The sequence below is a fragment of the Paenibacillus sp. JL3B1040 genome, assembly GCF_057063165.1.
The window spans coordinates 3,239,690-3,262,776 of sequence record NZ_CM169317.1 but is presented as its reverse complement, the minus strand read 5'-3'; the positions used below and the strand labels follow the sequence as shown (position 1 = coordinate 3,262,776).

22 protein-coding genes and 2 riboswitches are annotated in these 23,087 nt (G+C 55.6%); of the genes, 17 read left to right on the top strand and 5 right to left on the bottom strand.

Annotated features, from left to right (window positions below; translation table 11 throughout):
• Positions 1–7: 7 nt before the first annotated feature.
• From ACZF99_RS14680 to ACZF99_RS14645, 8 genes are all read left to right on the top strand, one after another.
• Positions 8–205: a hypothetical protein gene (locus ACZF99_RS14680; protein ID WP_483605821.1), complete on the top strand. Its 198-nt coding sequence runs from the start codon at positions 8–10 to the stop codon at positions 203–205.
• A 162-nt stretch (positions 206–367) separates the two neighbouring features.
• Positions 368–901, top strand: coding sequence for a hypothetical protein (locus ACZF99_RS14675; RefSeq protein ID WP_483605820.1), 534 nt, complete (start codon positions 368–370; stop codon positions 899–901).
• Complete coding sequence (locus tag ACZF99_RS14670; RefSeq protein ID WP_483605819.1) at positions 894–2,399, top strand: AAA family ATPase; 1,506 nt, start codon at positions 894–896, stop codon at positions 2,397–2,399. The genes ACZF99_RS14675 and ACZF99_RS14670 overlap by 8 nt, the downstream gene beginning before the upstream one ends.
• A gap of 137 nt (positions 2,400–2,536) precedes the next feature.
• Positions 2,537–3,409 (top strand): 3-hydroxyacyl-CoA dehydrogenase family protein, encoded by an 873-nt coding sequence (locus tag ACZF99_RS14665; protein ID WP_483605818.1) that lies wholly within the window; start codon positions 2,537–2,539, stop codon positions 3,407–3,409.
• Positions 3,406–4,611 (top strand): acetate/propionate family kinase, encoded by a 1,206-nt coding sequence (locus ACZF99_RS14660; RefSeq protein ID WP_483605817.1) that lies wholly within the window; start codon positions 3,406–3,408, stop codon positions 4,609–4,611. The genes ACZF99_RS14665 and ACZF99_RS14660 overlap by 4 nt, the downstream gene beginning before the upstream one ends.
• A gap of 61 nt (positions 4,612–4,672) precedes the next feature.
• Entirely contained in the window at positions 4,673–5,968 is a 1,296-nt protein-coding gene (gene asnS, locus ACZF99_RS14655; RefSeq protein WP_483605816.1) for an asparagine--tRNA ligase, read from the top strand.
• Positions 5,969–5,995: 27 nt separating this feature from the next.
• A complete protein-coding gene (locus ACZF99_RS14650; RefSeq protein WP_483605815.1) occupies positions 5,996–6,673 on the top strand; it encodes a DnaD domain protein in 678 nt (225 codons plus the stop codon).
• A 168-nt stretch (positions 6,674–6,841) separates the two neighbouring features.
• The gene (locus ACZF99_RS14645) at positions 6,842–7,750 is read left to right on the top strand and encodes an ATP-grasp domain-containing protein (protein ID WP_483605814.1); all 909 of its coding nucleotides are present in this window, start codon (positions 6,842–6,844) and stop codon (positions 7,748–7,750) included.
• Between the two features lie 101 nt (positions 7,751–7,851).
• Here ACZF99_RS14645 and ACZF99_RS14640 read toward each other — a convergent pair whose 3' ends face one another.
• Positions 7,852–8,220 carry a DUF423 domain-containing protein gene (locus ACZF99_RS14640; protein ID WP_483605813.1) on the bottom strand — a complete coding sequence of 123 codons (369 nt, stop codon included), beginning with the start codon at positions 8,218–8,220 and terminating at the stop codon, positions 7,852–7,854.
• 111 nt (positions 8,221–8,331) lie between these two features.
• The gene (locus ACZF99_RS14635) at positions 8,332–9,495 is read right to left on the bottom strand and encodes an asparaginase (protein WP_483605812.1); all 1,164 of its coding nucleotides are present in this window, start codon (positions 9,493–9,495) and stop codon (positions 8,332–8,334) included.
• A gap of 437 nt (positions 9,496–9,932) precedes the next feature.
• On the opposite strand from ACZF99_RS14635, the gene ACZF99_RS14630 reads away from it, so the two are divergent.
• The 9 genes from ACZF99_RS14630 (at position 9,933) to ACZF99_RS14590 (ending at position 18,164) form a co-directional block, all read left to right on the top strand.
• Positions 9,933–10,388: an RNA polymerase sigma factor gene (locus ACZF99_RS14630; RefSeq protein ID WP_483605811.1), complete on the top strand. Its 456-nt coding sequence runs from the start codon at positions 9,933–9,935 to the stop codon at positions 10,386–10,388.
• On the top strand, positions 10,385–10,828 hold the full coding sequence (locus ACZF99_RS14625; protein WP_483605810.1) for a hypothetical protein: 444 nt from the start codon (positions 10,385–10,387) through the stop codon (positions 10,826–10,828). Before ACZF99_RS14630 ends, ACZF99_RS14625 begins: the two co-directional genes overlap by 4 nt.
• Positions 10,829–10,873: 45 nt before the next feature.
• Positions 10,874–11,965 carry a hypothetical protein gene (locus ACZF99_RS14620; RefSeq protein WP_483605809.1) on the top strand — a complete coding sequence of 364 codons (1,092 nt, stop codon included), beginning with the start codon at positions 10,874–10,876 and terminating at the stop codon, positions 11,963–11,965.
• 117 nt (positions 11,966–12,082) lie between these two features.
• Positions 12,083–12,778 carry a response regulator transcription factor gene (locus ACZF99_RS14615; RefSeq protein WP_483605807.1) on the top strand — a complete coding sequence of 232 codons (696 nt, stop codon included), beginning with the start codon at positions 12,083–12,085 and terminating at the stop codon, positions 12,776–12,778.
• A 3-nt stretch (positions 12,779–12,781) separates the two neighbouring features.
• Positions 12,782–13,765, top strand: coding sequence for a sensor histidine kinase (locus ACZF99_RS14610; protein ID WP_483605806.1), 984 nt, complete (start codon positions 12,782–12,784; stop codon positions 13,763–13,765).
• A gap of 131 nt (positions 13,766–13,896) precedes the next feature.
• A complete protein-coding gene (locus ACZF99_RS14605; protein ID WP_483605805.1) occupies positions 13,897–14,667 on the top strand; it encodes an ABC transporter ATP-binding protein in 771 nt (256 codons plus the stop codon).
• Entirely contained in the window at positions 14,642–16,615 is a 1,974-nt protein-coding gene (locus tag ACZF99_RS14600; RefSeq protein WP_483605804.1) for an ABC transporter permease, read from the top strand. Before ACZF99_RS14605 ends, ACZF99_RS14600 begins: the two co-directional genes overlap by 26 nt.
• 18 nt (positions 16,616–16,633) lie before the next feature.
• Positions 16,634–17,254 (top strand): DedA family protein, encoded by a 621-nt coding sequence (locus tag ACZF99_RS14595; RefSeq protein WP_483605803.1) that lies wholly within the window; start codon positions 16,634–16,636, stop codon positions 17,252–17,254.
• A 55-nt stretch (positions 17,255–17,309) separates the two neighbouring features.
• Positions 17,310–18,164, top strand: coding sequence for an undecaprenyl-diphosphate phosphatase (locus tag ACZF99_RS14590; protein ID WP_483605802.1), 855 nt, complete (start codon positions 17,310–17,312; stop codon positions 18,162–18,164).
• A 397-nt stretch (positions 18,165–18,561) separates the two neighbouring features.
• Here the strand turns inward: ACZF99_RS14590 and gcvPB are convergent, their stop codons facing one another.
• The 3 genes from gcvPB to gcvT are packed head-to-tail and all read right to left on the bottom strand — an operon-like array spanning position 18,562 to position 22,592.
• Positions 18,562–20,088 carry an aminomethyl-transferring glycine dehydrogenase subunit GcvPB gene (gene gcvPB, locus ACZF99_RS14585; protein ID WP_483605801.1) on the bottom strand — a complete coding sequence of 509 codons (1,527 nt, stop codon included), beginning with the start codon at positions 20,086–20,088 and terminating at the stop codon, positions 18,562–18,564.
• A complete protein-coding gene (gene gcvPA, locus ACZF99_RS14580; RefSeq protein ID WP_483605800.1) occupies positions 20,076–21,440 on the bottom strand; it encodes an aminomethyl-transferring glycine dehydrogenase subunit GcvPA in 1,365 nt (454 codons plus the stop codon). The genes gcvPB and gcvPA overlap by 13 nt, the downstream gene beginning before the upstream one ends.
• A 6-nt stretch (positions 21,441–21,446) precedes the next feature.
• Positions 21,447–22,592, bottom strand: coding sequence for a glycine cleavage system aminomethyltransferase GcvT (gene gcvT, locus ACZF99_RS14575; protein WP_483605799.1), 1,146 nt, complete (start codon positions 22,590–22,592; stop codon positions 21,447–21,449).
• 95 nt (positions 22,593–22,687) lie between these two features.
• Positions 22,688–22,822, bottom strand: a riboswitch (glycine riboswitch).
• Between the two features lie 3 nt (positions 22,823–22,825).
• A riboswitch (glycine riboswitch) is annotated at positions 22,826–22,926 on the bottom strand.
• Between the last annotated feature and the right edge of the window lie 161 nt (positions 22,927–23,087).

The following is a 23,087-nucleotide window of genomic DNA, read 5'->3' as shown; positions in this document are numbered from 1 at the left end:
TGCTTTTATGGAGGGATACAGGCAAGAAGAAGCCGCCGCAACCGGAAAAGGGTATTTAACGATTTCGCTGCAAATGCTGTGGTACATGGAGAGCGTCTGGTGGATCCGTGATCAAATGGATCGGCAGAGTCCGCCCCCCCGCGCGATTTGCCAAGGAGATGAGCTGGCGGGCAGAGAATATGAAGCGATTGCCGGCTATACTTGAGAATTTGTAACATTTCGGGGTAGAACTACTAGTTTAAAATTTTAAATATCGTCAACGTTTTTTTCGATATTTTATATACGATGTGATATACTCTTATTTGTGGTTTTGATATACGATATGATATATCAAATTGATAATTACTATAGATAAGGGGGACATCGCGTGAAACTGCGTATTGGACCAATAGCTGCAAGCATCGTCATTTCCTCGCTCGTGTTGTTTGGCGGATGGTTCCTCTACCGGGAATGGGCGATTGAGCGTCCGCTGGAGAATCTCGTAAAAAGTGTGGGTGGGGTCCATCAAGTGGAAATGGACATTAAACCCGACGAGTTGGCGCTTAAGCTGAATTTGGAGCCGGGAACCGATCTCGGCGCGTTAGTCCAGCAGATCGAACAGAACGGGAAGAAGCAAATCGGCAACCGTACCCTGAAGCTGGACGTGGAGGATCATTCTTCTCCGGCGCTGGATCAAATATGGGAAAACGCGTTGTTTACCGTCGCCCAGGCGATGGAGAACAAGCAGTATACGCAAATTACCGCTGCTCTGAAGCAGATGGAGCAAGAAAACAGCAAGTTGAAGGCAACGGCGGAGATGGATGATAAGAACGTTTATATCACCTTAACGGACGGACAATATAGTAAATTCGTGATTTTGCCGCGCACGCCGGAACGGATGGGGGTATGGCCGAATGCGTAAATGGGTGATCGAAGCCGCGATCGGCTTTATTCCGGTACTGATCGTCTTCCTGGCGGTGATCGGCGTTAACGTTGTACCGCTTGTCGTTGCCATGGTGCTGTTCGGCGCATTGTTCGCGGCGATCAAAATGCGCGGCGGCGGCATCGCGATTGGCGCCGGCCAGGAACGGAAACGCCAAAAGCGCGGGCCGTCGAAGCTGACCTTTGAGCAGATCGGCGGGCAGGAGAGCGCCAAGCAGGAGCTCCGGGAAGCGCTGGATTTTATGGTGCGCCAGGATGAAATCAGTAAGTTCGGTATTCGGCCGATCAAAGGGATACTGCTGACCGGACCTCCGGGAACCGGGAAAACGCTGCTCGCCAAAGCGGCGGCACACTACACGAATGCCGTGTTTGTAGCGGCATCGGGCAGCGAATTTGTGGAAATGTATGTCGGCGTCGGGGCGAGCCGGATAAGGGATCTGTTTAAAGAAGCCCGAACCCGCGCGGCCAAGGAAAATAAGGAGAATGCAGTTATCTTTATAGACGAAATCGAAGTGATCGGCGGAAAAAGAGAAGGCGGACAGCAGCGCGAATACGATCAAACGTTAAACCAGTTGCTGACGGAAATGGACGGCATTTACTCCTCCGACACGCCGCGGATCTTGCTGATCGCCGCGACCAACCGCAAGGAGATGCTGGACAGCGCTTTGCTGCGCCCCGGCCGCTTTGACCGGCACATTCAGGTCGATCTGCCGGACAAGAAGGGGCGCCGTCATATCCTTGAACTGCATGCGGGGAACAAACCGTTGCATGAGAGCGTCGATTTGGACAAGATCGCCGAGGAATCGTACGGCTTCTCCGGCGCTCAGTTGGAAAGCGTCATGAATGAAGCGGCGATTTACGCCATGCGCGATGAGGTGGAGCAAGTTACGCAAGCGCATTTATCGATGGCCATCGATAAAGTACTGATGGGCGAGAAGACGGACCGGCAGGCTGCGGAGGAAGAGAAGCGTCGCGTCGCCATTCACGAGCTTGGCCATGCGATCGCAGCCGAAGTGGTCGCCCCCGGCAGCGTAAGTCAAGTGGCGTTAAGCCCGCGCGGTAGAGCGCTTGGGTATGTCCGGCATAATCCCCAGGACGAGAAATATTTGTATACCCAATCGTATTTGGAGGGTCAAATCATGATCGCCTTAGCCGGCGCGGCGGCGGAAGAAATTTACTACGGCGGCCGCAGCACGGGATCGAGCAACGATTTCGAGCAGGCTTTGAAGATCGTGCATACGATGATGACATCCGGACTGACCTCGCTTGGGATCGTCAACATGGATATGGTCACCACGGAAGTGCTGATGAAGGAAAATACGCGGATTTTGGATGACCTTGCCGCCAGAACGAAAGAAATGCTGCAACAACATTCGGCAGTTTTCGACAAATCTCTGGATATCCTATTAAAAGAAGAACGCCTCTCCGGAGAGCAATTCCGTTGTCAATTTCGTGACAGCGTCCATTTACCGGCATAATTCATGATGCCGGTTATTTTTTTTTACTTTTTCTTCGTGCTAAGATATTATTATATGTTGGGTGTAAGAAGATGTATGATTCGACATCTGGAAAACCATATTATGTACAGACGATGAAAGGATGGAGCGAGAGGACCATGAACTACAAACGAATTGGTGTCATCGGCGGCGGCACGATGGGTCAGGGCATCAGCGAAATGCTGGCGGCTAAAGGGCTTGACGTACTGCTCGTAGAGGAGACGGCCGATAAATTGGATCATGCCTACGACATGATCGAAACGAGTCTGGATAAACAGCTTGAGAAATGGGCGATCACGAAAGCGGAGAAGAAACTGATCTTATCCCGTATTCATAAAGTAACTCATTTTGCCGAACTCGGTACCTGCGATTTGGTGATCGAGACCATTTCGGAAGATTTGAATGCCAAAAAAGAGATATTCATGCAGCTTGATCAAGTTTGCCCAAGCAACATCATTCTGGCAAGCAACACGTCGACGCTTAGCTTGACTGAGCTCGCCGGCGGAACGAGATATCCGGAGCGCGTCATCGGCATGCACTTTATTTATCCCGTCGCCAAGATCAACTTGGTCGAAATTATTCGCGGCTTGAAGACTTCGGATGCGACGTTTGAAGAAACGAAACGCTTCGTGGAAGAGGTCGTGGAGAAACGCGGCATCATGGTTTATGAATCCCCGGGCTTTGTAACCTCCCGGATTATTTGCGTTATGATCAATGAAGCGCTGCATGTGCTGGGCGAAGGCGTCGCTTCCGCGGAAGAGATCGATGAAGCGATGCGCATGGGCTACCAGTTCCAATACGGACCTCTGGAAATGGCCGACCGCTTTGGCCTGGATTCCGTGCTGGCCGCTCTGGAGCGCATGTTCCGCGAATTTGGCGAACTGAAATACCGTCCTTCCTTCGTGCTTAAGAAAATGGTTCGCGCCGGCAATTTGGGCGTAAAAACGGGCGAAGGTTTCTTCAAATACGATAAGGACGGTGACCGACTGTGAAATTGTTAGTTATCAATGCGGGAAGCTCTTCCCTGAAATACCAGCTGTACGACATGACGGATGAGTCGGTTTTGGCGAAAGGTCTGGTCGAGCGCATCGGCATGGATTCCTCTATCTTGACGCATAAACCAACCGGCAAAGAAGAGGTAACGGAAGTCAGCGAGATCCTGGAGCATACGACGGCCATCCGCAAAGTGCTCGAGAAATTAACGGACAAGGAGCATGGCGTCCTGGCCTCGGTTGACGAGATTCAAGCGGTGGGTCACCGCGTCGTGCACGGCGGTGAAGCGTTTAAAGGCTCCGCCCTCGTTACGCCGGAAGTCAAAGCCGAAATCCGCCGCTTGTTCGATCTGGCACCGCTCCATAACCCGCCGGCCATCATGGGGATTAATGCCTCCGAAGCCAATATGCCGGGCGTTCCGAACGTGGTGGCTTTTGATACGGCTTTCCATCAAACCATGGATGAGAAGGTGTATTTGTACCCGATTCCGAGAGTTCTGTACAAGAAACACCGCATCCGTCGTTACGGCGCTCACGGTACCTCTCACCAATATGTCAGCCGCGTAGCGGCGGAATACTTGAACCGTCCGATCGAAGAGTTGAAGATCATTACTTGCCATATCGGAAACGGTGCAAGCTTGACTGCGGTGAAAGGCGGGGTTTCGGTCGATACCTCCATGGGTCTGACGCCTTTGGAAGGTTTGATGATGGGAACGCGCAGCGGCGACCTGGACCCGACGGTCGTGACCTTTGTCATGAACAAGGAAGAGCTGTCCATCAGCGAAGTCAACTCGATGCTGAACAAGCACAGCGGCCTGTTGGCCATCTCCGGCAGCAGCAGCGACATGCGGGATATTACCGACGGCTGGGAAGCCGGCAAACCGAACGAAACGCTGGCTTTTGAAATGTACGAATATCGTCTGCGCAAATACATTGGCGCATACGCCGCCGCGATGAACGGCGTGGACGTCATCGTCTTTACGGCTGGCGTCGGCGAAAACTCGGCGATCGTCCGCGAGAAAACCTGCGAGAACCTGAGCTATTTGGGCGTCGAGCTGGACAAAGAGCTCAACAAGATCCGTTCCGGGGAACCGCGCCGCATTTCGACTCCGAATTCCAAAGTCGAGGTCCTGGTCATTCCGACGAACGAAGAGCTGATGATTGCCCGCGATACGTTGCAGATCGTGCAGGAATCGAAGTAAAACGCGGCGAAATTAAACCTTTGAGTTTTAATATAGCTATCGTAAGAGGAGAGATAAAGGCATGGCGGTCAAAACTGTGATTCGTCAAGTGAATGAGCATGTCGGGGAAACGGTGGTTATCGGCAGTTGGCTGAACAACAAACGCTCCAGCGGCAAAATTCAATTTTTGCAGCTGCGTGACGGGACCGGCTACATTCAAGCGGTTGTCGTTAAGAATGAAGTATCCGAGGAGACCTGGAACAACGCCAAGAGCTTGACCCAGGAATCTTCGATGTACGTGACGGGCGTGATTCGCGAGGAACCGCGAAGCCAATCCGGCTATGAGATGACCGTAACCGAAATCGAAATCCTTCATTTGACCGAGAACTATCCGATTACGCCAAAAGAACACGGTGTGGATTTCCTGATGGACCATCGTCATCTGTGGCTTCGCTCCTCGAAACAGCGGGCGATCCTGGTGATCCGGGCCGAAATTATTCGTGCCGTACAGGAATTTTTCGACCAAAACGGGTTTACGTTGGTCGACCCACCGATCTTGACGCCAACTTCGGCGGAAGGGACCACCAACCTGTTCCATACGAAATATTTCGAAGAAGACGCCTATCTGACGCAAAGCGGGCAGCTTTACATGGAAGCCGCCGCAATGGCTTTAGGGAAGGTTTATTCCTTCGGGCCTACGTTCCGCGCCGAGAAATCCAAGACACGCCGCCATCTGATCGAGTTTTGGATGATCGAGCCGGAGATGGCTTTCACCGATCATGAGGAAAGCTTGAAGGTACAGGAGAATTTCATCGCGCATGTAGTGCAATCCGTGTTGAGAAACTGCCGAACCGAGCTTGAGGCCGTGGGCCGCGACGTGTCCAAGCTGGAGGGCATTCAAGCGCCGTTCCCCCGGATCACCTACGACGAAGCGATCGAATTTCTGCATTCGCAAGGTTTTGATATTCCTTGGGGCGAGGATTTCGGGGCGCCGCACGAAACGGCGATCGCCGAGCGTTACGACAAGCCGGTATTCATCACGCATTATCCGGCGGGAATCAAGGCGTTTTACATGAAGCCGGATCCGAACCGTCCGGAGGTCGTGCTATGCGCCGATATGATTGCGCCGGAAGGTTATGGGGAAATCATCGGCGGTTCGCAGCGGATCGACGATCCAGCTTTGATGGAAGAACGTTTCAAGGATCATAACCTGTCGCCGGAAACGTACCAATGGTACCTGGACCTGCGCAAATACGGCTCGGTGCCGCATTCTGGCTTCGGCCTCGGTTTGGAGCGGACGGTCGCCTGGATTTGCGGTCTGGATCATGTACGCGAGACGATTCCGTTCCCGCGGATGCTGTACCGTTTGTATCCTTAATCGGCGTTGAAAGGTGAGGCTTTGTCTATGGCCATGAATGAGGGCAACAACGCTTGGGCGAAAGGGATCGCTTTTGGGATGGAGGCGGGGACGGTACATGTGCCATACCCGCTGCTTGCTCATTACCGCAAGCTCCGCTTAAGCGATACGGAAGCGATGCTTCTGATCCAGCTGCTTGCTTTCAAACAAGCCGAACGCAACGATTTTCCGTCGATCGGGCAGTTGGAATCGCGGATGGACATGGCGCCCGGAACGTTGGCCCCGGTCATTCGCGGTTTGTTGAAGGAAGGCTGGATCAGCATCGACGAAACGGTCGACGAAACGACCGGCATCCGCTCGGAACAGTACAATTTGAGCGGGATGTACGAGCGGTTGGCAGCGCAGCAGGCGGCAGCCGCCGGCCGCAAAACGCAGGACGGGGACCCCGAAGCTCGGGAAGAGCAAGAACGGAATCTGTTCGTGATTTTCGAGAAGGAGTTCGCCCGGCCGCTGTCGCCGATGGAATGCGAGACGATTTCCGGTTGGGTGGATCAGGACCGTTACCCGGAAGAACTGATTCGGTTGGCGTTGAAGGAAGCGGTGTTTGCCGGGAAAGTACATTTCCGGTACATTGACCGGATTTTGCTGGAATGGAGCCGCAACCGCGTGCGTACGGCGGAAGACGTCAAAGCCTATACGCAGCGGTTCCGCGGAGGCATGCGTTAATAGAGACGAAATCAGAGAGAGTGCCTTCTTTCATAGGGAGAGGGCGCTCTTTTTATGCTTGCGATTTTTTACATGAATCTCGATTTGGCATCATACTTGAAACGAATAGAGGACGTACACTGGGGAGAGAGTTCATCCCATTGATCATTTCCCAGGAGGACGATACCGATGCAAGGCTGGATCATTTATAAAAGCTCCACAAACGACGTGAAGCCCGAAACTTATGAAATTAGAAGGCTGATGGAAGAGGCTGAAAAACAAGGGATCGACGTGAGGGTATTCGCACCCGAGCAGTTCGAATTGATCGTCACGCGGGATGACCGGAAAAGCGTGATGGTGGGCGGCGAGGTGCTGCCGCTTCCCGATTTCGTCCTGCCGCGGATGGGGGCGGGAACGAATTACTTCGGATTGGCGCTGATCCGCCACCTGGAGCGGCTGGGCGTGCATACCTTAAATACGGCGCAAAGCATCGATACGGTCAAGGACAAGCTGTTCACGCTGCGGATTTTGGCGCAATACAATTTACCCGTCCCGAAAACGATGCTGATCCGCTCCAAAGTGGACGTCGAGTTGGTGGACAAGCATCTGGGATTTCCGGTCATCGTCAAAACGATTTCCGGCTCGCAGGGCAGCGGGGTGTTTCTGGCGGAAAGCAAATCGAAATTCATTGATTTATTGGAGATGATCAATGCCTATAAAGAGAACGCGACGATGATCCTCCAGGAATTCGTGGCGTCCAGCCGGGGCGTGGACCTGCGGGTCCTGACCATCGGCGGCCGTGCCGTTGCGGCGATGAAACGCAGCTCCGGCAGCGACAGCTTCAAAGCGAACTATTCGCGCGGCGGTGTCGTGGAAGCGTACGAAATCACCCCCGAGATCGAATGGCTGGCGCTGGAGGCCGCCCGTTTGTTGAACCTGGACATCGCCGGCATCGACCTGCTGTTCGACGGGGACCACTTCAAAATTTGCGAAGCCAACTCTTCGCCGGGCTTTGAAGGGCTGGAGTCCTGCAGCCAAGCAAATATCGCCGAGGAAATCTACAATTTTTTGCGAGTGCGGCTGAACGCGTTCGAGTAGGGAGTGCTGCCAGAGTGTAAGGGAACCATCGATCACCGACATGGGCCCAAGTTTTACAGCCGCCTGCGGAAGACGCCGGAAAACATGGGGCGTGGCAGAAGTTATCCTTGCATCACTGCGATGACGAAGATCACCCAGCCCGCGAGGAAGCAGAGACCGCCAAGCGGCGTGATGGCGCCTAGCTTGCGGATGCCCGTCAAGCTTAAAGCGTACAGGCTGCCGGAGAACAAAAGGATCCCGGCAAATAGGAACCACCCGGCGAGGACGATTTGCGCGTCGTTCGCGAACTGGGCGGCGGTGAGACCAAGCCCAACCAAACCCAAGCCGTGAGCGATATGATATTGGATGCCGGTCTGATACGTTTTTAGCTTGTCCTCGGTTAATTTGTCTTTCAAGGCATGAGCGCCGAAGGCGCCAAGCGCGACGGCCAAGAACATCATGATCCCGCCCAAAGCAAGCAACAGTTGCATGTTGAATAACACCTCCCTCCAAATCTTACCGATTCCCCGGAGGCGCGTCAATTCGGACATAAACAAGCAGCGCGTTCATGCGAGAACGCGCTGCTTGCATTTGGAGCGCCGTTATTTGGCCGGAAGCTCGATTTGGCCGTAACCGACCGTGGTGAACCAATTCTTGACCGTATCGAAGTCATTGGAGAAGGACAAGCACAAGAGCAAGAGAATTCGGGCATGAGCCGCATTCAGGTTGTCGCCGGCGATAATGCCGTCGCCGCCGGAATAGTTGCTGCCGGAGCCGGTCCGGGTCGTCGTGACGAATACGACGCCTTTCTCGATGGCGGCTTTACGTTCTTCGCTCATCGCTTTGGAGATCCCGCCCGCTCCGGTGCCGGCGGTGACGATGCCGTTGGCTCCGTTCGCGACGAATCCGCTGATCGCCCCGGCACCGGCATCTTGATAGGAATAGGCGATTTCGACCTTGGCCAGGTCCTGCTTGGAGATTTTGCTCAGGTCAAACGGCGTAGTCCACTCGCTGGCGGATTTCAGCGCCCGGAACGGGGCGCGGTACACGCGGATCGTTTTTTCGTCGATATAGCCCAGAGCTCCGATTTCCGGCGTCACGAACGTATCGGTACGGTAGGAGTTCGATTTGGTGACTTCACGTCCGGCATGGAATTCATCGTTCAACATCAGAATGGCGCCGAAATATTTCGTTTTCCCGCTGGCCGCCAACTTAATGGCGTTGTAAAGGTTGGCCGGAGCGTCCGTGCCGATGACCGTCCATGGTCGCATGGAACCTGTGATGACGACCGGCTTCGGACTGCGCACGGTCAGGTCGAGGAAATAGGCGATTTCCTCCATCGTATCCGTGCCGGTGGTGACAACGACGCCGTCTTGGGTTTTGAGGGCTTCATCTACTTTCAAGGAAAGATCGTATAATTGCTCGATCGTATAGGCGCTGGAACCGGAGTTGCCGAATTGATAAGTGGAAACCTCAGCGATTTGGTCCTTGTTCGGAAGAGAGGCTACAAGATCGGCAATCGGCAACGAGCCGGCCCGATAGGTTTGGAAGCTCGTTTCATCCGTGGATTGCCCGGCGAGTGTGCCGCCGGTGGCGATGACCTGCACCTTGGGCAGATTCTTAACGGTTTCGGCGGACGTAACGGTGCCGGTTACGGTCGTTTCGGCCGCCAAAACCGGGGAGAGGTATAGATTGGGGAGCAAGGCGCTCACGGCAAGGCCGGTGACCAGTAATGCCTTCAAACTTCGGGATGTCCACTTCTTCATTCCATCAACCTCCAAGATGTATTTAAGTTAACGATATGTAATAATACCTAACGTAAAATTCGTTAACTTGAGTGAAATTATAGTTTGATGTCATGTATGTTGACAAATTAGTTATTGGTCCAATAAAGCGCTTAAACCCTGCAAGAGCTTGCATTTACGCCGTTTCGAACGCTCGCTAAAGCTGTTTCAAAACATTTAAAATGTCCAAATTTTATGTAATATTTTATAACATCCTTTTAAATTACGGGAGTTTGTAGAACTTTCAAGGCTTCAAACGTTTTTAAAAATAGTGCAGGGGCAGGACGGACAACCGGCGTCTATATCTTGGGGAGGAGGGGAGAGTCATTGATGAAACGTCGTTTATTCTAAGATTTCGGCAGGGAGACCGCAGTGTCTTTCCGTGGCTGGTCCGGGAATATGGGACCTATGTGTACCGGGTGGCCCATTCGGTACTGCATGACGCCAAGGAGGCGGAGGACGCCGCGCAGGAAACCTTTCTGCAAATCTATAAATCTCTCCCGGAGTATCGCTCCCAAGGGCTCAAAACCTGGATCACCCGGATTGCCGTCAACAAGTCGATCGACATCAAGCGGAAGCGGGACCGTCGCAAGGAGGAGCGGTGGGACCCGGTGGACCTCGATCTGCCGTCACCCGATTCGGAAGAGGACAACCTGTTTGGATTAATCGATGCCGAGCGGAGCAAGGAAGTGCGTCGCCGAGTCGCCAGGCTTCCGGCAGGACACCGGGAGATCGTCACCAAGTTTTACTTGGAAGGCAAGAGCCATGAGCAAATTGCGGCGGAGCTCGGTTTGGCGGTGAAAACCGTCGAATCCAGGCTTTACCGGGCAAGAGCTTATATTCGCAAGCATTGGTCAAGGGAGGAATGGGGATGAGCCATCAAAGGCACGACGAACAATCGGAGTTATGGAAGTGCTATATCCGCGGCCGCTTGGATCCAACCACGGAGGCTCGGTTGGAAGCGCTGCTGCTAGGGGATGATGCGGCATTTTCCGCCTATGCTGCCGCTCTTTCCTCCCTGGAGAACGAGCTTCCGGGTCCGGAGGAGGATGCAGCCTATTTGCAATCTATCTTGGCGAAGTTCCCGAAATCGAAGGCGAGCGAGGCGCGAAGCGGCAGCCGCAAGAGCTGGAGCCGACATCCGCTGCTGCATTATGCGATCGCGGCTACCATGACGGCGTTGCTGCTCGGCAGCGGATTTTTCGATAAAATGGCGGCGGAGACCAATCAATTCATGAATCGTCCGAACGCTTCGTCTTTAAGCGAGCGGATGATGGAGGCGACGGCCGGATGGCTGGACGGATGGAAGCGATAAAGGATTCGATTGTACAGATTAGATATATGGAAAGGAAGAATGCACATGCCGTTTGAGCGCAATCGACTGCTGGCTTTACTTTTAAACTTCATCCCGGGAGTGGGACATCTATACTGGGGCAAAAAGGGGAGAGGGATCACGTACCCGATCCTGTTCTTCGGCGGGTTGCTGTTTGGATTTGTCGTCGCGATGGCTGCGGATAGCGGGGAACTGGCCATGGCGACCTTGGTCGCGGCGATCCTCCTCTGGCTGATCTCGATGGCCGATCTCTTGATTACGATGCTTCGCGAATCGCCGGAGGAACGGGCTTACCGGGAGCATGTCCGGCAGATGTCCGGCGCCGGCAGAGAATCTGAGAAATTCTATACCATCCTGTTGTCGTTCGTCCCGGGTTTGGGCCATTTTCAGTTGGGGCTGATGCAGCGGGGGTTGTCGTTTTTGATTGCCTTTTTCGGCTTGATTACGATGATGTTTTTTGTGACCGGGATTACCCACGAAACGGTATTCCTGCTGTTCCTTGGTTTGCTTCCGATTATTTGGCTGTACAGCATGTTTGACGCGGTGCAGCTCGTACACCGGAAATTGGCCGGGGAGCCGCTGGTTGACCGGACCCCGTTTGACGATTGGGAGGCCGGCCGAATCGAAGGCCGACGCAGCAAGGTGCTGGCGACGCTGTTGTCCGCTTTTCCGGGAGCGGGGCAAATGTATCTGGGGCTGCAAAAACGCGGCCTGCAGATGATGATTCTGTTCTTGGGCAGTTTTTACGTGATCGACGTATTGCGGCTTTCGGTGTTTTTGTTCGTCATCCCGATCATCTGGTTTTATTGTTTCTTTGACGGCCTGCAGCAGACGAGCCGTTACGGGATCCTGCCGATGGAGGATCACCCGCTGCTTCAAACCCGCGGCGAATATCAGCACTGGCTTGGCATCGTGCTCATCTTGCTGGGGATCTATTTCGTCGGGATGGAGCTGATCGTTCCGGTGCTGGACGCTCATTTCCCGGAGCTTCGCCTGCGCCTTCGGATTGAACAATACCTCCGGCCGACGATTGTCGCGGTCCTGTTGATCGGCGGTGGCATCAAGCTGCTTGCCCGGCCGAAACGGCGGGAGGCATTGTGGAGCGACGGGGACATCTAACATTTGCAAGACGACAAGAGAGGTTGCAGCTTCGCGGCTGAACCTCTCTATTTTATTTCCGGTGTCGTTATTTGTTACAATGCAGGAAGTGGGATTGCTAGAAAAGGAGAAACGCCTATGTTCAAAATCTTTATTGTTGAAGATGACAAGCCGCTCGTGGAGCTGCTCGAACAATATTTGCACCGGTTTGGTTACGATACGCATGCGGTTGCCGATTTCGGCGAGGTCAAAACCGAGTTTGAGCGTTACGCCCCGCATCTCGTGTTGCTGGACGTGAATCTGCCGAAATACGACGGGTATTACTGGTGCCGCCAGATCCGCAACTTATCGACCTGTCCGATCGTATTCTTGTCGGCGCGGGAAGGGAAAATGGATCAGGTGATGGCGCTGGAGAACGGTGCCGATGACTACATCACCAAACCGTTTGATTACGATATCGTGATCGCCAAAATCAAAAGCCAGCTGCGCCGGGCCTATGGGACCTATGCCGGAAGCGGAGACGATCGCGCGGTTACGGTCGCCGGGTTGCGCCTGGACCGGGACCGGCTGTCCCTCAGCTTGCGGGAGAAACGGATCGAGTTGAGCTTAACCGAGGTGAAAATTTTGGATGAGCTGATGGGGAAAATCGAGCAGGTAGTCAGCCGGGATCGGTTGCTGGAGAAAATTTGGGACGACCAGGCTTTTGTTGACGACAACACGCTGAACGTCTACGTAACCCGGGTGCGCAAGAAGTTGTCCGCCCTCGGAATCGAAGATGCGCTGCAAACCGTCCGGGGCCAGGGTTATCGGCTCGTTCCGCACTGGGGGGAGTGAACGATGCGTTTGTTTCTGCGGGATCAACGCCCGTTCATTCTGGTGTATTTGCTGCAACTGGCCTTAGTCACCTTGGTATATTGGCTTGATGGTTACCGACACGCGGCGATCAGCCTGTACGCCGCTTTGCTCAGCACCTGCATCCTGGCGGCTTTTCTGATCATCCGCTATTGGACGAACCGGTCGTTCTATCGCTTGTTGGAGCAGGTCCCCGTTTCGCTGCGTGCTTTTGCTGATATGAAACCGGGCTCGCCGCTGGCCGACTCCCTGCAGCGATTCCTCAATACGCAATACCGCCTTTATCTGCAGGAAATCGGCGAGCAGCAGAGCAAAATCGAGGGCCATCGCCATTTTATGAATCAATGGGTACATCAAATGAAGACGCCGTTGTCCGTGATCCACCTGATGGTGCAGCATGAAGACGACTCCCGGTCCGTGGCGATCGGCGATGAGCTGGATCGGCTGCGTAAGGGGCTGGAGATGGTGCTTTACGCGGCCCGTTTGGATACGTTCGAGCATGACTTCGTGGTCGAGACGCTCGATTTGGGGACTCTGGTGCGTTCGGTTGCATCGGCGCAGAAAAGACTGTTCATTCGGCGCAAGGTCTATCCCGTGATCGAGATTCCCGAAGGCCTTTCGGTCGCTTCGGATGAGAAATGGCTGTCCTTCGTGCTGACCCAGCTTATTACCAACGCCGTCAAATATACCGTCAAGGAACGGGCGAATCTCCGATTCCGCGGCTCTGCGCGCGGGAGGGAGACGGTGCTTGAGATCGAGGATGAAGGGGTGGGCATTCCGGCCAGCGATCTTCCGCGGGTGTTCGACGCCTATTTTACCGGGGACAATGGCCGCAGCTTTCAAGAATCCACCGGGATGGGATTGTACTTGGCGAAGGAAATCTGCATGAAGTTAGGGCACCGGCTCGAGCTGGAATCGCAGGAAGGAGCGGGGACGACGGCGCGGATCGTCTTTCAGCCGGAACGCTAAAGCTTACAACGAAGTAAGGTAACTGTAAGATTGAGCCATGGAGCGCAAGCTGGCGGCTTTACTATAATCAAAGTAGTTCAGGCGGCATGCCGGGACGCAGAAGGACTGAACAGAAGGAGCGCTTGGACATCATGTCGGTGTTGGAAGTTGCGGCATTAACGAAAATCTATGAGGGTAAGATCGCTACCAAGGCCTTGGATGGCGTTAGCTTCCGAATTGATGAAGGGGAGTTCGTCGGGATCATGGGACCGTCGGGCAGCGGCAAAACGACGCTGCTCAACGTCATCGCCACGATCGACGAACCAACCTCGGGGACCGTGACCATCGGCGGGCAAGACCCGCATTGCATGACCCGGGAACAGACGGCGTTGTTTCGGCGGCGGGAGCTCGGGTTCGTCTTTCAGCATTTCAACCTGCTGGACACACTCACGGCCGAGGAAAATATCGTGTTGCCCTTGACGCTGAGCGGCGCAGCCGTCCCGGACATGAAAGCCAAAGCGCTGGAAATGGCGCGGCGGCTCGGAATCGAAAGCGTGCTGCCCAAGCGTACCTATGAAATGTCGGGCGGACAGATGCAGCGGACGGCCATCGCCCGCGCGATGGTTCACGAGCCTTCGCTGATTTTGGCCGACGAGCCGACGGGCAATTTGGATTCCAAAGCGTCGCGGGACGTGATGGAGGCGTTTGCCTCCATGAACGGGACCTACCGGTCGACGATTATGATGGTCACGCATGACGCGCTGGCGGCGAGCTACTGCCATCGAGTTATTTTTATCAAGGACGGCAAGCTGTACAACGAAATCTATCGCGGTGACAACCGGCAGGCCTTTTTCCAGAAAATCATCGACATGATGTCGCTGCTGGGAGGGGACGGTCATGACCTTTCGTCAATTCGCCGTTAACAACGTACTGCGGAACAAACGGACGTACGCCGCCTATTTCCTGAGCAGCTCTTTTTCGGTCATGATGTTTTATGTTTGCGCGTTGTTCCTGTTTCACCCCGGCCTTCAAGGAGAAGTCGCGTACCATCGGTCGGCCGTGATGGTGTTATGGGCGGCGGAAGTGATTATGTACGTGTTTTCTTTCTTCTTCGTGATCTATTCCGTGGGCTCGTTTCTGCGTTCCCGCAAACGCGAATTCGGGATATTGCTGCTGCACGGCATGACCGAAAAGCAACTGCGCAAGCTGGTATTCCTGGAAAATCTGCTGATCGGCGCGGGTTCGCTCGCTTGCGGCATCGGCGGGGGACTTTTGATGGGCAAGCTGTTTTTGATGGCTGGTTCCACTCTGCTCGGCGTTCCGCAGCTTGCGTTCCACATTCCGTGGGCGGGATTGCTGCTGACGATCGGGGCGTTTTCGCTGCTGTTTCTGTTGATCTCGTTGTGCACGACGCTGCTGCTCGGCTCGCACCGGCTGATCGATCTGTTTCAGGCGGAAATGAAGCCCGCCCGGCCGCTGAAGGCTTCTCCGGCTCTATCGATGCTCGCCGTGCTGTTGCTGGGCGCCGGTTATACGCTGGCGGCGACGGCGACGGCTTCCAATGTGCTGATTCGCATGCTGCCGGTGACGGCAATGACGATCGGGGGCACGTATTTCTTCTACACGCAGCTTAGCGTGTTTCTGATTCGGTTGGGCCAAAGCCGGCTTGGCTTCTATTGGCGCAAAACGAATTTGGTCACCGTTTCGAGTCTGGCGTACCGGATGAAAGAAAACGCCTTGATGTTTTTTCTCGTGACGATCATTTCCACGGTCACGTTTTGCGCGGTGGGCGCCTTTGCCTCGGTCAACCGGCTGGCCGGCGAGTTCGAGCAGGACTATCCGGTGGAGATCGGTTATGTGGCCAAGGCCGGCAGTGGACTTGCGGACGCGCATTTGCACGAGATTCGCGGCGAACTGGAGGCGAGAAAGATCGTCTATCGCGAATTAAACCTCCCGATTTACGTCGCGAAGGTGCTTTCGGCGACATCGTCGTCGCCGGTCGAGCAGATGCCGTTCATTTCGTTCGCCGACTATGGACGGGCGCTGACCGCGGCGGGAATTCAAGTATCCGAGGAGCCGCCGCGCGGCATGAACGCGCTCGTGCTGCTTAGCTCGGAGCGGGAGAGACCGCTGCTGAAGCAGCGGAAGCCGGTTGCCTATACGTTTGCGGCAGCACCGGACGTCGAGGTGCGGGAAACCGCCCTCACGCAGCATGTAGCGATTCCGGAAAATCTGACGGGGGCGATGGGCAGCGATTGGGAAGGTTCCTTTTCCGGCTTGGTCATTAGCGATGAATTGCTGGCACGGTTAACGTCGGCGGAAGGTGCGGGAAATAAGCTGCAAGTCGACCGCTTCACCGGCTTTTACGTGGAACGACCTGAGTTGACGCGCGGCATTGCGGCGGATTTAACGGAAAACGGCAGGATGAGATATGAAACGGGGGAGCCGTACGCGCTAACTGTGAGCGGCACATTGTATGAGGTGCAGCGGACAACGTACCGGGCCTTGCTCTTTTTCGCCTTGCTGGTCGGAACGGTCTTCTTCATCGCGGCGGGGAGCTTTCTCTATTTCCGGCTGTACAGCGATTTGGCATACGACCGGCGACAGTATGGGGCGTTGGCCAAGCTCGGGTTGACGGAGAAAGAACTGGCCGACGTCGTTACGCGTCAAGTGGGCCTGCTGTTTTTCGTGCCGATCGCATTGGCGATGGTGCATAGTTTGTTCGCTTTCAAGGCAATGCAGAGCTTCTTCAACTTTTCCGTCGCTTGGCAGACGGTCGTGATTCTGACCAGCTTTCTGCTGGCGCAAGTGGCCTATTTCTTCTTTATCCGGGCCCGATATTTACGCAACGTAAAAAAAGCGATTCGCTAAAAATAGGAGAGATATAACGTGGAGAACTGGATTACGGACTTTATGGAGCAGTTTGGTTATTTTGGCGTCTTTCTGCTCATCGCCTTGGAAAACGTGTTTCCTCCGATCCCGTCGGAAGTGATCCTCACGTTCGGCGGATTTATGACCACGTACACGAGTTTGACGCCGGCAGGAGTCATCGTGTTCTCGACACTGGGATCGGTGTTTGGTGCCGTAATCCTGTACGGGATCGGATATTTGGTGAACGTCGATCGGCTGGAAGGATGGATCGACCGTTACGGACGGATCCTGCGCCTGAAAAAAGAAGACGTGCGCCGCGCGGATGCCTGGTTCGACCGGTACGGCTACTGGACGGTGCTGTTCTGCCGCATGATTCCGCTGATTCGCAGCCTTATCTCCGTCCCGGCCGGCATGTCCAAAATGAAGTTCGGCTTGTTCCTGTTGTTCACAACCATCGGGACGCTCATTTGGAACGTGGCGCTCGTCCTGCTTGGCGCCGCGGTAGGAGGATCGTGGGAAGAAATCGTCGCGTTCATGGACGTTTATTCCCATATTGCTTATGCCGTTATTGCGTTGGGGGTGTTGATTGGGCTCCTGGTTTGGCTGTACAAAAGAAAGCGCAACGCCAGCGAGAGCTAATGGCGGCTAGAGACAGAAGATCATCATGAGTGAAATATAAGGAGAAACCGATACGATGAATTTTTTGGAACTACTCAAAGCGATCATTCTCGGCTTGGTGGAAGGACTAACGGAGTTTGCTCCGGTGTCCTCCACGGGGCATATGATCATCGTCGACGATATGTGGCTCAAAACCGGTGAACTGCTGGGGTCGAAATATGTGGCGAACACGTTTAAGGTGGTGATCCAGCTCGGTTCGATATTAGCCGTCCTAGTTGTGTTCCGGGACCGGTTTATCGATTTGCTGGGACTGTCGCGCTGGAAATCGGGGAAGGCGAAGGGAGCATCGGCAGTTGGACAGGCGGGTTCGCGTCTGAAGCTGATGCAGGTCATCGTAGGGTTGATTCCGGCAGGGATTCTCGGCGTCCTGTTCGAAGACTTCATCGACGAGCATCTGTTCTCCAGCGCGACCGTGCTGATCGGGTTGGTGGTGGGGGCGCTGCTGATGATCGCTGCTGACCGGTTCGCTCCGAAGCGCGTAAGCGTGGAGACGGTCGACCAAATTTCGTACAAGCAGGCGTTTGGCATCGGCTTGTTTCAGTGCTTGTCGATCTGGCCGGGCTTCTCGCGCTCGGGATCGACGATTTCCGGCGGGGTGCTGCTCGGTTTAAGCCACCGCGCGGCGGCCGATTTCACCTTCATCATGGCCGTTCCGATTATGGCCGGGGCCAGCTTGATTTCCCTGGTGAAGAATTTGGAGTACTTTAGGATTGATGCGCTGCCGTTCTTCGTGGTCGGCTTTATCAGCGCCTTTGTGTTTGCGCTGTTGTCGATCCGGTTTTTCCTGAAGCTGATCGACCGTATCAAGCTCGTGCCGTTTGCGGTGTACCGCATTCTGCTGGCCATCGTGATTTGGGCGGTGTATTTCTAAGTCCTAGATGTTGTAAAGACTGCAATATTTGAAGGGGAAGCCCGGTGTGATGGCACGGATTGTTGCATTTCGTACAACAATTTCGCGCTGTCGAAGGGGTTGAGGGTGATAATGTTGTACGGAATACAGCATTTCCGAGTAAAGGCCGTTTTGGCTACTAATCATGTTGTACGAAATACAACATTTGGTTAAGAAGTCCCTGAACACAAAAAGTTGGATGGAATAAGGGTTAGATTCCATCCAACTTTTTGTGCTTGTAGGAAGTGGCTGTGGCGTGACGTAAGTGCTCTCTGTACGATATTTCGTATATAACCGCTCCTTGATGCTTTCGACCAAACCAGTTTGAACGATATTGCAGTTTTGTTTGATCTGGAGGCGCAAACCCTCCGTTCCGGGCTTACCCGCAGGCGCAGTTCAGCACCGGCTTCCGGGCGGCGCCGGTTTCGTCCAGGCGCGTGACCGGCGTTGTGTGCGGCGCGTTCCGCAACCGATCCGGGTCCGTCTCGGCCTCCCTGGCGATGGCGATCATGGCGTTGATAAAGCTGTCCAGCGTTTCCTTGCTTTCGGTTTCCGTCGGTTCGATCATCAGGCATTCCTCGACGTTCAGCGGGAAATAGATGGTCGGCGGATGATAGCCGAAGTCCAGCAGCCGCTTGGCGATGTCCAGCGTGCGGATGCCGTACTTCGCCAGCCCGCTGCCGGACATGACGAATTCGTGTTTGCACGGTTGACCTGGGTACGGAAGGTCGTAATAAGGAGCCAAGCGGTTCATCATATAGTTGGCGTTTAATACGGCATTTTCCGACACTTGGCGGAGTCCTTCCGGGCCGAGACTGCGGATATACGCATAAGCGCGGACAAGAATTCCGAAATTTCCGTAAAAAGCTTTCACCCGGCCGATCGAGCCGACCGCCCCGGAGTTTTTGGCGTTAGCCGCATCGGCGGCGGCTCCTGCGGCGCGTGTGCCTCGAATGGCGTACCGGCCGGTTTCGTCCTTGACGATCATGGGCTCGGGAAGAAACGGAACCAACCGCCGCTTGACGCCGACCGGACCGGCGCCGGGGCCGCCGCCGCCGTGCGGGGTGCTCATCGTCTTGTGCAGGTTCAGGTGCACGACGTCAAAGCCCATGTCGCCGGGGCGGGCGATGCCCATGATCGCGTTGGAGTTCGCGCCGTCATAGTACAGCAGCCCGCCGGCTTCGTGCACGATGTCGGCGATCTCCAGGATTTGTTCCTCGAACAAGCCCAGCGTGTTCGGGTTGGTGAGCATCAGCGCGGCCGTGTCTTCGCCGACGGCTGCGCGCAGCGCGTCCAGATCGACCATGCCGCGCGCGGTGGACGGGATGGTGATCGTCTCGAATCCGGCAACCGAAGCGCTGGCCGGATTGGTGCCGTGCGAGGAGTCCGGCACGATCACTTTGGTCCGCCGCTCGCCGCGGCTTTCGTGGTAGGCGCGGATCATCATCAGGCCGGTCCATTCGCCGTGGGCCCCGGCCGCCGGCTGCAGCGTCACCTCATCCATGCCGGTGAGTCCGGCCAGGTCCCGCTGCAGGCGGTGCATCAGTTCCAGCGCGCCTTGCACGCTTTCCTCCGGCTGAAAGGGATGGATTTTGGCCAGGCCGGAATACCGCGCCACGTCCTCGTTGACCTTCGGATTGTATTTCATCGTGCAGGAGCCCAGCGGATAAAATCCGTTATCGACCCCGAAGTTCCGGCGGGATAACGCCGTATAATGACGGATCACGTCCACCTCGTACACTTCGGGGAAAGCCAAGCCTTCGCTCCGCAGCATGCCCTGCGGCACCAGTTCTTCCTTAGCGACGGCCGGGACGTCGCATTCCGGCAGGGAATAGCCGACCCGTCCGGGGCGGCTGCGCTCAAAAATCAACAATTCATCGGGTTTCGTCTCTTTTATTTCGGACATATCGATTCCTCCATCACGCGGGCGAATTGGTCGATTTCCGCTTTGCTGCGTTTTTCCGTTACGGCGATCAACAGATGGCCGGCCAGCTCGGGGTAGCTGCGGCCGAGATCGTACCCGCCGATCAAGCCTGCGGCGAGAAAGTCCCGCTGCAGCCGGACCGGATCGGTCCCCTCCGGCAGCCGCAGCACGAACTCGTTGAAGAACGGCGATTCAAAAGCCGCGCTTACGCCGGGAATGGCGGTCAGCGTCTTTTGGGCATAATGGCTTTTCTGCAAATTCAGCTCCGCCACCTCGGCCATCCCTTGCTTGCCCATGACGGACAGATAGACGGAGGCGGCCAGCGCAAGCAGCGCCTGATTGGAGCAAATGTTCGAGGTCGCTTTCTCGCGGCGGATATGCTGCTCGCGGGCCTGCAGGGTCAGGACGAACCCGCGCTTGCCGTTCCGGTCGGTCGTTTGTCCGACGATCCGGCCGGGCATCCGGCGCATATGCGCTTCCGATACGGCGAAGAATCCGCAGGTCGGACCGCCGAAGGAAGGGGCCAGGCCAAGCGGCTGGGCATCGCCGACGACGATGTCGGCGCCGAGCTTGCCCGGCGCTTCCAGCAGGCCAAGCGCCAGCGGATTGCTGCTGACGACCAGCAAGCTGCCGTGCGCGTGAGCCAATTCGCCGATCGCGCGAAGATCCTCCAAAGAACCGAAAAAATTCGGGTTTTGGATCAGCACGGCGGCGGTGTCCTTGGTGATGGCGGCGGCGAGCGCCTGGCGATCGGTCACGCCTTGCTCCCAGCCGACCTCGACGAGCTCGAGGTTCAGGCCATGGGCATAAGTGGCGAGCACCTCGCGGGCTTCCGGGTGGACGGCGCGGGAGACGACGAGCCGCTTGCGCTTGGTGGCGGCCGCAGCCAGGTTGCCGGCTTCGGCCAAAGCGGTGGCTCCGTCATACATGCTGGCATTGGCGACCTTGAGGCCGGTCAGCTCGCAGATGTAGGATTGGAACTCGAAAATCGCCTGCAGCTCGCCTTGGCTAATTTCCGGTTGATAGGGCGTGTAGGCGGTATAAAACTCCGAACGGGACACGACGTGTTGGATTACGGAAGGGATGTGATGGTCGTAAAGTCCGGCGCCGAGGAAGCTGGCGAAGCGATCGGTGTCGGCGTTGCGCCCGGCCAGCTCGGCCAGGTGCCGGGTCAGCGCGTATTCGTCCAGGCGCGGGGAGACCGGGAGCTCGCCTTGAAAGCGAATGGCCTCCGGGATATCGCGGAACAACGCCTCCACGGAATCGGTGCCGATGGCCGCCAGCATTTCATTTCGGTCTTGTTCGGTTAACGGCAAATAACGGTGCTTTAGCATACGGTTTTATGAATCTCCTTTCGTCGCTTGGCGGCTTTCGTTTCGGCGATAGAACGGCAGCGGGACGACCTTGGCCTTCAGCCGTTTGCCGCGGATGTCGACCTCCAGGATCGTACCCGGTTCGGTATAGGCACTGGTCAGGATCGCCATCCCGAGGTTTCTTTTCAAAGTCGGCGACTGCGTACCTGTCGTCACTTCCCCGAGCGGTACTTCCGAGCCTTCGGCAAACACCGGGTAATGCGTGCGCGGGATGCCGCGATCGATCATCTCGAGGCCGACCAAGCGGCGAGGTACGCCGTCGTCCCGCTGTTTGGCCAGCGCCTCGCGCCCGATGAAATCGCCCTGCTGCAGCTTCACGAACCGGTTCAGACCGGCTTCGAGCGGGGTGATATCCGGCCCGAGCTCCTGCCCGTACAGCGGCAGGCAGGCTTCGAAGCGCAGCGTATCCCTGGCGCCGAGCCCGGCGGGGAGCAGGCCGTACGCCGCCCCGGCTTCCATCAAAACGTCCCATAACGCTTTCGCGCGTTCCGCCGCCACATATAACTCGAAGCCGTCTTCGCCGGTATACCCGGTTCGCGACAGCAGCGCCGGAATACCGGCAATCCGCACTTCCGGAATAAAGGCGAACGGGCGCAAGGCCGCGGGCTCCTGCCCATCGCAAAGCGGGGAGAGGATCGTGGAAGCGAGCGGCCCTTGCACGGCCAGCAACGCCGTCTCGCCGGACGCGTCACGCATCGTTGCGCCGTCGGCGGGAAGGTGACGCTGCAGCCATTCCCAATCCTTTTCGATATTCGAGGCGTTGACTACCAGCATGTACTTCCCCGGCTCCAGCATATAAATCAACAGATCGTCCACCACGCCGCCATCGGGGTAGCACAGCAAAGTATACTGGGCTTTACCCGGTTGGAGCAGGGTCACGTCATTGGTCGTCATACGCTGCAAAAAGCGTTCCGCTTCCGGTCCTTCCACGAAAAATTCGCCCATGTGCGACACGTCGAACAATCCGGCGCGCTCGCGCACGGCTTCATGTTCTTTCTGGATGCCGCTGAACTGCACCGGCAGCTCCCAGCCGCCGAAATCGATGCAGCGGACGCCTTCGTAACGCGCATACCCGGAGTAGAGCGGCGTTCGCCGCAATGCGGATTCGGACATTACCATCACCTCGTAGGGCCGGATCGGCCTTTTTTGGAAAAACGAAAAGGACAGGCCAAAGAAATTCCGTCAGCTTCCCTAACGGATCTTCCTGGCTCTGTCCCTTGTACCTGAGAGTTACCCTGCCGAAGCCATGAAGGCACGTGCAGGTTTCCCCTTGGGTGATTCGCGCAATGCGAAGATGACTTCATCACTCCATCGATTCCATCGCTTGCGAATGCTCTCCAGAGTTGCGTCCGGCAGAAGTCCTTTTGCCTGAGAGATTCACCGCATGGCGGTTTGCTCCTTCGGCGTTACAGAACTTGCGTATTGTAATCTCTCCCTCTGCCATCAACCGCAGCTTATACATCTCATTAATACTCAAAATCGATCGAGATGTCAATAAAGTTATCATAATAATTTTAAACTATTTCGTTTAATGGAAAAGTCTACGCTTACATTTTGCTAGACTCTATCAAATGTGTTAATAATATTGACATGAGAGCCGGGTTTGGA

Bases quoted from the DNA above. Each gene is read 5' to 3' on its own strand.
- ACZF99_RS14645 (WP_483605814.1), top strand. From the start codon at position 6,842: ATGCAAGGCTGGATCATTTATAAAAGCTCCACAAACGACGTGAAGCCC.
- ACZF99_RS14605 (WP_483605805.1), top strand. From the start codon at position 13,897: ATGTCGGTGTTGGAAGTTGCGGCATTAACGAAAATCTATGAGGGTAAG.
- gcvPB (WP_483605801.1), bottom strand. From the start codon at position 20,088: ATGTCCGAAATAAAAGAGACGAAACCCGATGAATTGTTGATTTTTGAG.
- ACZF99_RS14670 (WP_483605819.1), top strand. From the start codon at position 894: ATGCGTAAATGGGTGATCGAAGCCGCGATCGGCTTTATTCCGGTACTG.
- ACZF99_RS14680 (WP_483605821.1), top strand. From the start codon at position 8: ATGGAGGGATACAGGCAAGAAGAAGCCGCCGCAACCGGAAAAGGGTAT.
- ACZF99_RS14625 (WP_483605810.1), top strand. From the start codon at position 10,385: ATGAGCCATCAAAGGCACGACGAACAATCGGAGTTATGGAAGTGCTAT.
- ACZF99_RS14620 (WP_483605809.1), top strand. From the start codon at position 10,874: ATGCCGTTTGAGCGCAATCGACTGCTGGCTTTACTTTTAAACTTCATC.
- gcvT (WP_483605799.1), bottom strand. From the start codon at position 22,592: ATGTCCGAATCCGCATTGCGGCGAACGCCGCTCTACTCCGGGTATGCG.
- ACZF99_RS14610 (WP_483605806.1), top strand. From the start codon at position 12,782: ATGCGTTTGTTTCTGCGGGATCAACGCCCGTTCATTCTGGTGTATTTG.
- ACZF99_RS14590 (WP_483605802.1), top strand. From the start codon at position 17,310: ATGAATTTTTTGGAACTACTCAAAGCGATCATTCTCGGCTTGGTGGAA.
- ACZF99_RS14600 (WP_483605804.1), top strand. From the start codon at position 14,642: ATGACCTTTCGTCAATTCGCCGTTAACAACGTACTGCGGAACAAACGG.
- ACZF99_RS14635 (WP_483605812.1), bottom strand. From the start codon at position 9,495: ATGAAGAAGTGGACATCCCGAAGTTTGAAGGCATTACTGGTCACCGGC.
- ACZF99_RS14640 (WP_483605813.1), bottom strand. From the start codon at position 8,220: ATGCAACTGTTGCTTGCTTTGGGCGGGATCATGATGTTCTTGGCCGTC.
- ACZF99_RS14615 (WP_483605807.1), top strand. From the start codon at position 12,083: ATGTTCAAAATCTTTATTGTTGAAGATGACAAGCCGCTCGTGGAGCTG.
- ACZF99_RS14650 (WP_483605815.1), top strand. From the start codon at position 5,996: ATGGCCATGAATGAGGGCAACAACGCTTGGGCGAAAGGGATCGCTTTT.
- asnS (WP_483605816.1), top strand. From the start codon at position 4,673: ATGGCGGTCAAAACTGTGATTCGTCAAGTGAATGAGCATGTCGGGGAA.
- ACZF99_RS14665 (WP_483605818.1), top strand. From the start codon at position 2,537: ATGAACTACAAACGAATTGGTGTCATCGGCGGCGGCACGATGGGTCAG.
- gcvPA (WP_483605800.1), bottom strand. From the start codon at position 21,440: ATGCTAAAGCACCGTTATTTGCCGTTAACCGAACAAGACCGAAATGAA.